Below are 11,220 nucleotides of genomic sequence, written 5' to 3'. Positions count from 1 at the left end.
CCGCGTGGCCCGCGCGAGGTTGCTCACGCGCTCGCCCGTTCCTTGACGAACGCGGCCACCAGCCGCATGAGGCCCTTGTCGAGCACACTGTCCAGGGCCGCGAGGAACAGGTCGATCTCGCGGTCCTCGACGATCAGGGGCGGCGCGGCGATCAGCGGCAGCCCGTGGTTGGAGCCGAAGTAGGTGAGGATGTCGTGGTCGCGGTACAGCGCGGCGACCACGGCTCCGGTGACGAGTTTGGCGCGCAGTTGCGGGTCGCGCGCGAAGGATGCGGGGAGCAGGCGCACCACCTTGTCCAGGCGGGTCGGCGTGGCGTCGAGGAACACCCCGTGCAGCGCGCCGCGTCCGAAGGTGGAGGCGACGAGCGTGGCGTGCGTTTCGGCGAGTTTGGCCAGGCCCTGTCCGAGCCGCTCGCCGATGTGGCGGGCACGCGCGGGGTAGTCGTCCTCGACCGCGATCGCGACGGCTTCGAGCGCGGTGACGGTCTCCTCGCCGAAGCCGTGGTAGGTGGTGCTGTGCAGCGTCGCGTCGGCCAGGTTGTCGTATGCCCGGCGAAAGAGCGGTTCGCGGGCGACGTAGCCGGAGATCGACGCCTTGCCGCCGCCGAAGGATTTGGACATCGTGACCACGTCGGGGATCAGACCCGGATGGCGCATGAAGTGGAACAGCGTCCCGGTGCGGCCCCACCCGGTGAACACCTCGTCGAAGACCAGCACGATGTCGAGTTCGTCGCAGCGACGGCGCATCGCGCGCAGGAACTCCTCGGAGCACTCGCGCACGGCGGAGGCGCTGAACGGTTCGAGGACCACCGCGTACACATCGCTGCCGTCGCGCGTGCGGTGGCGGTCCAGGGCGAGTTCGAACGAGTCGAGGTCGTCGAAACGGAAACGGTCGGTACCGGGCAGCCGGGGATACGGGAAGTGGACCTCGGGGGACGCGGTCAGACTGCCCGCGCCCAGGAGCTTGCCGTGGAAGGAGATGTCGGTGTGCAGGATCGTGCCGCGCCGGCCGCGGTGGTACTTGTAGGCCAACTTCACCGCGCCCTCGACGGCTTCGGCGCCGGAGCTGGGGAAGTAGGCGATGTCGAGGTCGCCCGGCAGCAGGACCGCGAGGTTGTGCGCGAGCGCGGCCACGTAGGGGGAGAGGAAGTTCTTGTGCACCTCCATGGTCCGGCGCCGGGCGAAGCGCTCGCGTGCGGCCAGGATGCGCGGATGGTTGTGGCCGTGGTTCAACACGCCCACGCCGCCGGTGAAGTCCAGTACGCGGCGCCCGTCGCGCAACGTGATCCAGGCGCCCTCGGCGTGATCGACGAGGTCGCGGCCGAAGCCGAAGGCGCCCAGGAGCGACACCTGGCCGCGGCTGACATGGCGGCGATACAGGTCGTGGACCTCGTCGATCGACAACCGCTCGCACGCTCGCGCATCGAGCAGTTCGCTCACGTGTGGCCTCCCATTCGTACGCCGGCCAGGCCGGCGCGCCGGCGGGCGCGGGTGCGGTCGGCGATGAGCCGGCCCGCGTTTCTGCCCTGCCTCACCGCGTAGTTGGTGCCCCGGTCCTCGGGGAAGACCTGGGCCATGCCGGCCATGTACAGGCCGGGGATCTCGCATTCCACCTCCGGCACGACGCGCGAGTAGTTCGCGGTGATCACCGGTTGCGCGTGGTCGGCGCGCCACACGTGATAGTCGTGTATCCACGCGTCGCGAAATCGCGGGAACATCCGTCGCAGGTGCGGCAGGCTGTAGGCGAGCACCTCTTCGTCGCTCATCCGATACAGCTCCGCGTCGGCGGGCAGGTATTTGGACAGGTAGACGATGTGCCGACCGCCGTAACGTCCCGGGTCGTCGAAGTTGGTGTGCTCGATCACGCCCACGTAGGGAAACGTGGGGTCGTCGACGTTGAGCCAGTAGGTGTCCGAGAGCGCGTGCGAATTCTCCAGGACCAGGCAGATGTTGGCGAGGTAGGGGATGGTGCCCAGTCGCCGGCGCACCGCGGGCACCGCGAGGTGGGCGTCGTCCTGACCGGCGAGCATGTCGGCGAGCAGGCTGGGCGCGGTGGTCACCAGGACGCGTCGGGTGGCGAGTACCTCGTCGCCCACGCGCACGCCGGTGACCCCGGTGTGGTCGACCTCCACGGCGCCGACCGGGCTGCGCAGGCGCAGATCGACGCCGAGTTGGCACAGTCGAGGTCGCCAGACGTCGAACAGGGCGCCGCAGCCGCCGCGCAGGTAGTGCAGCACCTCGCGGCCGGACCTGCCCCGGCTGCCGCCGCGCAGGTGCAGCTTCGTCCACATCCACGTCGCGCCCACCTGGGAGGCGTACGCGCCGAACTTGCCTTCCAGGAGCGGCTGCCACACGCTTTCGTAGACGCGCCGGCCGCCGATGCCCACGAGCCATTCCTCGGCGGTGAGCGACTCCAATTGGCGCCAGTGCCGCACGCGCGCGGCGCGTACGGCCATCAGCCCCAGGCGCACGCGGTCCGCCGGCGGAAGCGGCGTGAAGCGCAACACGTCGAGTGGGCTCGACAGTCGGTGGATGGTGTTCGCGTGGTAGAAACCCGTGCGGGCCGGGTGGCGTTCGATCAGGTGTGCGCTGCCGAGTTCGGCGAGCAGCCCGAAGATGTCGTGGTCGGATTCGAACCAGTGGTGGTAGAAGCGTTCGAGGCTGCCGCCCGCGACGTCGAACGTGCCGGCCAGGCCGCCGATGCGGTCCTCGGCCTCGATCACGAGGGTCTTCAGGCCCGCGAGGCCCAGTTCGTGCGCGGCGGCGAGTCCGGTGAAACCGGCTCCCACCACCACGACGTCGAATCGGCCGGGGCCGCGCGCCGTCACGACACCTGCCCTTCGGGGTTGGCGAGCACGGCGACCGGCTTGACGGCGCGTTGCGACACGCGCGCGCCGACGACGTACGCCGGTCGGCCGCGCGCCTCGTGGTGGACCACGAGCAGGTACTCGCCCAGCACGCCCAGGAGCACTGCCTCACACCCGAACGTCCAGGCGGCGGCGGGCATCGGCCGTCGGCGCAGCACACTGGCGAGCGCGGTTGCGCCGAGCCACCCGACACCGACGGCGACGGGCAGCCGCGCGGGGGCGGCGCTGCACGTCATCAGGCCCCGATGGGACAGGGCCACCATCTTGCGCAGCGTGTACTTCGACCGGCCGGCCGAGCGTGGTTCGCGAGCGTATTCGACGCTGGTCTCGTCGTAGCCCGCCCATCCGACGAGGCCGCGGATGAAGCCCGTGTCGCCCGGCAGCCGGGTCAGGGTCTCCACGACGGCCCGGTCGAGCAGGCGAAAGTCGCCCGTGTCCACCGCGACGGGGTGATCGGCCAAGAATTCGAGCACCCGGTAGAAGGCGTACGCGGTGCCGGCCTTGAACCGGGAGTCGCCGGGGCGTTCGGAGCGCCGGCCCGAGACGACGGGCCAGCCCTGGGCCCAGCGCTCCACCATCGCGGGGATGAGTTCGGGCGGGTCCTGCAGGTCGGCGTCGATGGTGACCACCGCGTCGCCGCGCGCCTCGCTCAGGCCGGCCATGATGCCCGGTTGTTGGCCGAAGTTGCGGGTGAGCCGGACCAGGCGCACGCGCGCATCCGCGCGGGCGACGCTCGTGAGGATGTCCCATGTGCGGTCGCGGCTGCCGTCGTCGACGAAGACGATCTCGTGCTCGGCGGCCTCCAGGCTCGCCATCACCTTCGAGATCCGGCGATGCGTCTGCGCGATCACCTCTTCCTCGTTGTAACACGGCACCACGACGCTGATCAGCGGTATGCGCGGCGGCGTGGGCGCCCCCGGCTTTCGTTGCGACACGATGCGTACTCCGCTCCGTTGGCTCAGCCCAGGACCGCGTCGACCGTCGCTCGGAACTTGTCGGCGGCAGCGGCGATGTCGTGCGGGCGGCTGAAGACGTCGATCCCGAAGTCGGCGCCGAGATAGGTGTCGGTGAGCCCGACCGTCAGGGCCACCGATCTGGCGAGCACGTCGTCGGTGCGCGTCAGCGCGCCGGGGCGATACGTGTGGCCGCGCTCGGGCGACTCGACCGGCCGAAAGGGGCAGGACGGGTGTCGCGGGTCGGCGAGGGCACGTAGTTCGGGCAGGCCCCCGTAGTGGTGCTTGGGCGAGTGCAGCAGGGTCTTCGACCCCAGGCCGGCGGCGACCTGGTCGGCGGCCTCGCGGTCGTCGAAGAGGTAGACCGCGACGGTCGAGCAGTCTCCGTCGGCGTCGTGCAGGGTCCGCCGGGCGAGTCCGTCACGCGTGCCGATCGCGTCGGTCAGTTCCTTCCCGAGCGCTCGGGTGTGTGCCAGGACGGCGTCCAGGCGCCCGAGTTGGGCGCGGCTGACCGCCGCGGTGAACTCGGTCATGCGCAGGTTCAGGCCCAGCAGTACATCGCCGGGGCCGTCCTGGCGTCGGTAGGGGAACCAGCCGTGGTCGTGGAAGGAGTACGCGCGTTGGAACGTGTGCGGGTCGTCGGTCAGGAGCAGGCCGCCGTCGCCGCCGGTGACGACCTTGAACACGTTGAGCGAGAAGACCCCGACGTCGCCGAGGGTGCCCAGGCGGCGGCCGCGGTACTCGCCGCCGCACGCCTGCGCCGCGTCCTCGATCAGCAGGAGATCGTGCTCTCGCGCGATGCGCGTGAGGGCGTCCATGTCGCACGCCGCCCCGAGCATGTGCACGGCCATGATCGCGCGGGTGCGCGGGGTGATCCGGGCCCGCACGTCCTCGGGGTCCAGGGTGAGCGATTCGTCGATGTCTGCGAGTACGGGAGTCGCGCCGCTGTAGGCGACGGCGGCCAGGCAGGCCACGTACATGTATCCCGGCACGATCACCTCGTCGCCGGGGCCGATGCCGAGCGCGGCGAGCGCGGCGAGCAGGGCCGAGGTGCCGCTGTTGAGCGACAGGCAGTGGGTGGCCGTGAGCAGGTCGGCGGCCTCGCGTTCGAGGCGGCGGCACTGCGAGTCGTCGGACACCGGTTGGGAATGGACCGAGATCGTGCTCTGCCAGGCGTCGAGAACCTCCGCGATGTTGCGGCGTTCGTCGTCACCGAACCACGCGTACCCGGGACCGGGCATGCGAGCGCCTCCTCACGTCGTCTATGTGGCCGCCGCGTTGCCGGGTCAAAAGACCGTCGGGCAAAACGGCGCGGGATCGTGGTGGAACGCCCGCGTGGCCGCCCGCACCGCGCCGGCGCGGTGTTCGATCACCCGACCGGCCGCGGCCAGTTGCGCGAGGGACGTGCCGCCCAGATACACCGCGCCCAACTCGCGGGCCGACAGCGACAGATCCGCCGCCGCGCCCGTACGCGCGCACGCGGCGCCGTCGGCACCCGTGTGCAGGCGCCAACGCCCCTGGTTCCACGGGCAGTCCGCGTCCGCGACGTCGATCACCACGTCGATCTCGGCCGCGTATGCGCGCTGCGGCAAAGCGCGTTCGAGATCCACCAGGCGGGTGTAGAGCTGGTCGCGCACGACGGGCACCGCGCTGCGCGGATCGGCCAGCAGGGCCAGGATCGGGTCGTCGACGGGTCGGTCGGCGATCACCGTTCCGGCGAGGTCGATGTCGAGCAGCGCGCGCCACAGGCTCGCGTACGCCAAGGAGTCCTCGGCGAACAGCTCGCGCACGTGCACGTCGTAGCGCGGGTAGGAGTCGACCCAGCGAGCGGTCAACGCGTACAGCGCGTATCCGCGCGGCAGGCCGCCCTCGCCGGGGTCCTCGGCCAGCATGCACAGCAGGCGGCCGGCGCCGCCGCGGCGTTCGGGCAGGTCCGTCAGGGCTCGGCGGGTCCACGCGTCGTCGCGGTGGAAGGTGCCGGGGCGTCGCTCCGGGGCGCCTTCGTGGATGCGGGCGATGTGCGCGACGCAGTCCGCGGGGTCCGCCACCCGGACCGGGAGCGGGGGTTCGGCGTGCGAAGGTGTCATTTCCCTCGCGTGGCGCGGGATTTCCAGGTGGACGGCGCGGGTGGCACCGCCGAATCCGAAACGGCCGTAGATCCCCGGTTCGGTGGTGTGCAGTGCGGCCACCGGCTCTTCGCCGCGTTCGTACAGACCGGCGAGGGTGCGCAGGATCAGGCCGCGCATCAGGCCGCGGCGCCGGTGCGTGGGGTCCACGCTGACATAGCCGATGCCGGCGATCGGGCGACGGCCGCCCGGCACGCCCATGTCGAGCGAGTACAGCGCGAGAGTGGCGCACGTGCGTCCGTCGCGGTGCGCGAGCAGCGAACGTTTGGGCTCGAACACCTCGGCGACGACCGTCCGATACGCGGGGGCGGCGTCGTAACCGCCGTAGGCCAGGGCCACGACGTCGGCGAATCGGTCCCAGGAATCCGGGGCAGCGAATTCGTATCCCTCGGTACGCATGCGCGTCTGATCCACGGGCGGGCACACCTCACAGACAGGGGAAGATAATCGAATCGATGTCCGGTCGGATGACATCGAATATGGAAAACGCGATTATCGGCGGCGGCCGATCGAACGGCCCGATTCGGGCAATCGGCCGCTAGTCATGCTTCACACCGCGCAGGCGCACTGTCAAGGCTCCTCCGGAAATCCGAAAAACCGCCGGTCCGACGCCCGACGCCCCCGGTGGCACAGGAAGGATCTTTTCCGTTTCGGGGGTCTTATATCGGAGGAGATCATTCAACTTATTTCTACGAAGATTGACTTCGGCGCCTTGTGATCTCCGGAACCGATCGCTGAGACTCGACACCGGACGCCGCCGGTCCGGTGTGCGTCTTTCGCTCGTCGAAAGGATCGACGTGACCAATCCGAGGTTTATCGCCGGAAACACTCCCGTCGGGGACTGGCAGCAGCACGTGGAAGAGGACAACGGCACCGGGATCTACATCGATGTGGACACCAGCGCGGGAAACTTCGCGGAGACCCCGGTGTACACGGCGAATCTGTGCGGTCGTGACTCGATGTGGACGACCACCGGCGGCAACACCATCTACACGCCCTCCGCGAAGGGCTTTCGCATCTACGTGCGCTGGCAGGACGGCCGGCCGTTGAGCGTGGACTACGCGGTGAGCCACGGCTGGTACATCAGCTGGGTCGCGACCGAGGTCTGATCCCACGTCGGTGGCGGCGGTGGGAATCGCCGATCGATGCGCGGCGTCGCGCGTTCGTGGCCTCGCCTGGTCGAACACCGCGGCCACCGCTCGCCCGGGCCTGCGAAACGATGCGACAGGGGCTTCGACGACATGCACATGTTGGGTGAGACACAGGTTGCACGGTTTCTCGGTCGGGTCGTCGCGCCGCCGGCGGGCCATACCGTTGTGGATCTCGTCGAGGCCCGGGCGGCGCTCACCCCGCACGCGCCGGCGGTCGAGTGGGCCGGCCATGCCCTCGACTACCGGCGCGTGACGCGGGCCGCGAACGCGCTGGCTCGTGACCTGCACGATCTCGGTGTCGGGTCGGGTGACCTGGTACCGCTGGTCGCCCGCAACGGCCCGGCGCTGCCGGTGGCCATGCTCGGAGTGCTGGCGGCGGGCGCGGCGTTCCTCCCGCTGGACGCGCGGTGGCCGGCGCCGCGCCTGCGCGACATGGTGCGCGCGTGCTCCCCCCGGGTCGTCCTGTCGATCGCCGCGCCGGGCGAAACCCGGGCACACCCGACCACGTGGTCGGCCGACGCGGGCGGACCCGCGACGCTCGTGGTCGACGTCGAGCGGCTCGGCACGGCGGACACCCACCGCGGCGGCGCCCGTCCCGCTCCGGAAGACCTCGCCTACGGCTTCTACACATCCGGCTCCACGGGGGTGCCCAAGTGCGCCCTGAACGTGCACCGGGGTCTGCTCAACCGCTTCCTCTACATGACCCGGCGCTTCGTGGACGGCTCCCCGCACCGGGTGCTCCAGAACAGCCGACACACGTTCGACTCGTCGCTGTGGCAACTCCTGTGGCCGCTCACGCACGGTGGGACCGTCGTGATCCCCGAGCCCGGTCACATGCTCGATCTGACCTCCACCGTGCGGGTGATCGCCCGTCACCGGGTCACGATGACCGACTTCGTGCCCACGATCTTCAACGGCCTGGTCGAACTGCTCGACTCCGACCCGCAGTTGATAGCGCCCCTCACGTGCCTGCGCCGGTTGTTGATCGGCGGCGAGGAGATCAACGCGCGTGCCGTGCGGCGCTTTCGCGCGATGCTGCCCGGCGTCGAGATCGTCAACACGTACGGTCCCACCGAGGCCGCGATCGGGTCCGTGTTCCACGACGTCAGCGAGGACGAGCGCATCCCGCTGCCCATCGGTCGGCCCATCGACAACACGTGGGCCGTCGTTTTGGACGACCTCGCTCGGCCCGTCGAACCGGGCGAGATCGGCGAGATCCACATCGGCGGCGCGTGTCTGGGCACCGGCTACCTCGACGACGCGGCGCGCACCGAGGCGGCGTTCGTGGACAACCCGTTTCCCGAACTGCCCGGGCCGCGGATGTACCGCACGGGCGACCTGGGACACCACGACCCGGACGGGGTGCTGTTCTTCGACGGGCGGCGCGACCAGCAGTTCAAGATCGGCGGGGTGCGCGTGGAGTCCGCCGAGGTCGAGCACGCGATCGCCGCGCATCCATGCGTGCGCGAGGTCAAGGTGATCGCCCACGAACACGGCGGCGCGACCTATCTCGCGGCCTTCGTCACGGTGGCCGGCGACACGTCGAGCGCGGAACTGACCCGGCACGCGCGCGCGGCGCTGCCCGCCGAGCTGGTCCCCAAGCGTTTCCTGGTCCTCGACCGGATGCCGGTCAACGGCAACGGCAAAGCCGATCGCGGCGCCCTCGCCCGCCTGCTCACTCGGCCGCCGACCGGCCTCGGGTACGAACCCGACCCCGCCGGCTCTCGTGGCGCCCCCGCGCCCGGGCGGGAACTGCCCGCGCTGCTGGAGTTGTGGGCACGCGTACTGCCCGAACCCGTCACCCGCACCGACCGGGACTTCTTCGACAGCGGCGGCGACTCGCTGAGCGCGCAGCGGCTCGCGCTCGCCGTATCGGCCCGGTTTCACACGAACTTCTCGGTGCGCGACGTGGTCGCCGCCCCGACCGTGGCCGCGCAGTTGGCGCGGTTGGGCACGTCCACCCTCCTCGCGGCGCCCAAGTCGGCAGCCGGCCACGCCGACGCGTCCGGTGGGCACGTGGGCGTTCGCGACCACGTCGGCGCCGACCTCGCCCTGGATCCGGACATCCGTGTCCCCCGGCCCTCCGGGGAACCGCCGCACGTGCGACACGTGTTGATCACGGGCGTGACCGGGTTCGTCGGTGCGCACGTGCTGCGAGAGGTCTTGCGGTTGCCCGACGTCTCGGCGTACTGCCTGGTGCGCGCGCCGGACGCGCAGGCCGCCCGTCGACGCGTCGAGGCGACGCTGCGGCACTATCGACTGTGGCGCCCCGAGTACGCACGACGCGTCACGGCCGTGGCCGGTGACCTGTCCGCGCCCGGGCTCGGCCTCACCCCGGCGCACACGGCCCACCTCGCCGAGCGGGTCGACACGATCGTGCACGCGGGCGCGCTGGTCAATCTCGTACGCGGCTACGCGGCCCATCGACCGGCCAACGTCCTGGGTACCGTGGAGGTTTTGCGCTTCGCGACTCTCGGCCGCCCCAAGGCACTGCACTTCGTCTCCACCCTCGCCGCTCGCGCCGAAACGCCCGACTCGCCCAAGGGCGTGGCGCAGGTGCCCGAGGCGCCGTGGCCGGCCGCGACCGCGGCGACAACCGGGTACGGGCGCTCGAAGTGGGTCGGCGAGCACCTCGTTCTCCAGGCCGCGCAACGCGGCTTGCCGGTGGCGGTACACCGACTCGGCGAGGTGATGCCGGCGACGGACACCGGCGTGCCGAACCTCGGCTCGCGCACCGATCTGCTCATCCGGGCGTGCCTGCGCGTGGGGGCGCGGCCCGCGGACGTGGACCTGTCCCTGGACTACACGCCGGTGGACGCCGTCGGCACGCTGGTCACCGCCGCCGTCGCGCGCCACGAGCGCGGCTGGTTCCACCTGTTGCACCCACGAGCGGTACGACTGGACGCATTGCTCGGCGAGTTCGGCGCCGCGTTCGCGCTGCGACCGGTCGGCTACGCGACCTTCCACAAGATGCTGGCCGACACCGTGCGCGGCGACCCCGAGGATCGCACCCTCGCCGGCGCGCTCGCCCTGCTGCCGGCGCCCGACGTCGCCGCCGGGCACCCGAACGGGCACGAATCGGCGCGCGGGGGTGGGTTGGACGAGGTCTTCCACGACGGCACCTCGCGGTTCTCGATCACCCGCGCCGAGGATCTCGCCCGCCGGATCGGCTGGCACCCGCCCACGATCGACGCCGCCGTGCTGGGCCGCTACATCCGCTATCACCGCACGTCCGCGCACGGGAGGGGCAAGGGTCGGTGACCCGCGAACCCGGGCATCGCGGCCCGCCCGGCCGGTCGCCACCCACCGACCGACCGGGCGTGGCCCGATCACCGGATCCGCGTCCCCCGCTCGCGAACCACGACGTGGCCGCCGGAGTCGGTCGGCGCGAGGATCGGGGGCGACGGCCGGACCCACACGTGGGCGAACGGCATGTCGTAGGCGCCCACGCATCCCACCACGACCAAGTCTCCCGGCGCGAGCGACGCGGGCCCGGGCACCCCTCGGGCGAAGACGTCCTCTTCGTAGCAGTTGTTGCCGTACAGGTCGAACGGCTCCGTCGCGAGCGGCACATCACCGGCCGACCGCGGCTCGGCCCCGACGAACTCGATCGGGTGCGCACGCGACTTGACCGTACGGGCGAGATTGGTGCCGGCGTCGAGCACCAGGAGATCGGCGCCGTCGGCGCGCCGTTTGCGCACGGCCACCCGGGCAACGAGCACGCCGTGTTCCTCGACGAGACTGCGCCCGGGCTCGATCACCAGTCGCACGTCCTCGGGCGGCAGGGCGATCAACCGACACTCCTCGGCGACCCCCGACGCGAACTCTCGCCACGGAGCCCTGGGTTCGGCGGTGTCCCGGCGAGCCGGAAACCCGCCGCCCAGGTTCAGCACGAACGGCTCGGCCGACGCGGCGGCCCACGCTCGCAACGTCCGGCGCCACAACCGCATCGCGGCGCGGTACGTCTCGGGGCCGCGAACCAGTGTCCCCACTCCCAAGTGGACCCCGCGCACCACCACGCCGGCGTCGGCGAGCAGCCGCCACACGCGCGGCGCCTCGTCGGGCAGCAACCCGAAGCGCGACCACCGCCCCGCCGCGGTCGGCACCGCGAGCCGCAGACACAC

Annotated in this window: 8 protein-coding genes; 2 read left to right on the top strand and 6 right to left on the bottom strand. The window is 71.3% G+C overall.

All coding sequences use genetic code 11. The features are described from left to right. Nucleotides 1-23: 23 nt before the first annotated feature. Genes GT354_RS21050 through GT354_RS21030 form a run of 5 tightly spaced genes read right to left on the bottom strand, consistent with a single transcriptional unit; the run spans nucleotide 24 to nucleotide 6,359 of the window. Nucleotides 24-1,439 (bottom strand): aminotransferase class III-fold pyridoxal phosphate-dependent enzyme, encoded by a 1,416-nt coding sequence (locus GT354_RS21050; RefSeq protein WP_202512117.1) that lies wholly within the window; start codon nucleotides 1,437-1,439, stop codon nucleotides 24-26. Continuing rightward, complete coding sequence (locus GT354_RS21045) at nucleotides 1,436-2,827, bottom strand: NAD(P)/FAD-dependent oxidoreductase (protein ID WP_161357898.1); 1,392 nt, start codon at nucleotides 2,825-2,827, stop codon at nucleotides 1,436-1,438. Before GT354_RS21045 ends, GT354_RS21050 begins: the two co-directional genes overlap by 4 nt. After that, nucleotides 2,824-3,801, bottom strand: a complete 978-nt coding sequence (locus tag GT354_RS21040; protein WP_161357897.1) for a glycosyltransferase family 2 protein — start codon at nucleotides 3,799-3,801, stop codon at nucleotides 2,824-2,826. Before GT354_RS21040 ends, GT354_RS21045 begins: the two co-directional genes overlap by 4 nt. Before the next feature lie 23 nt (nucleotides 3,802-3,824). Further along, entirely contained in the window at nucleotides 3,825-5,060 is a 1,236-nt protein-coding gene (locus GT354_RS21035) for an aminotransferase class V-fold PLP-dependent enzyme (RefSeq protein WP_161357896.1), read from the bottom strand. 45 nt (nucleotides 5,061-5,105) lie between these two features. After that, nucleotides 5,106-6,359 (bottom strand): GNAT family N-acetyltransferase, encoded by a 1,254-nt coding sequence (locus GT354_RS21030; protein WP_161357895.1) that lies wholly within the window; start codon nucleotides 6,357-6,359, stop codon nucleotides 5,106-5,108. Nucleotides 6,360-6,742: 383 nt separating this feature from the next. Here GT354_RS21030 and GT354_RS21025 point away from each other — a divergent pair, with 383 nt between their 5' ends. Then, nucleotides 6,743-7,054 (top strand): hypothetical protein, encoded by a 312-nt coding sequence (locus GT354_RS21025; protein WP_161357894.1) that lies wholly within the window; start codon nucleotides 6,743-6,745, stop codon nucleotides 7,052-7,054. 207 nt (nucleotides 7,055-7,261) lie between these two features. Then, complete coding sequence (locus tag GT354_RS21020; protein ID WP_161357893.1) at nucleotides 7,262-10,357, top strand: non-ribosomal peptide synthetase; 3,096 nt, start codon at nucleotides 7,262-7,264, stop codon at nucleotides 10,355-10,357. 68 nt (nucleotides 10,358-10,425) lie between these two features. Here GT354_RS21020 and GT354_RS21015 read toward each other — a convergent pair. Beyond that, nucleotides 10,426-11,220 (bottom strand): hypothetical protein (locus tag GT354_RS21015; RefSeq protein ID WP_202512116.1); only part of this gene is annotated, 795 nt, incomplete at its 5' end.

This window comes from Streptomyces sp. SID3343 (assembly GCF_009865215.1).
Lineage (GTDB): Bacteria > Actinomycetota > Actinomycetes > Streptomycetales > Streptomycetaceae > Embleya.
This window is presented reverse-complemented; position numbering and strand designations above follow the sequence as displayed.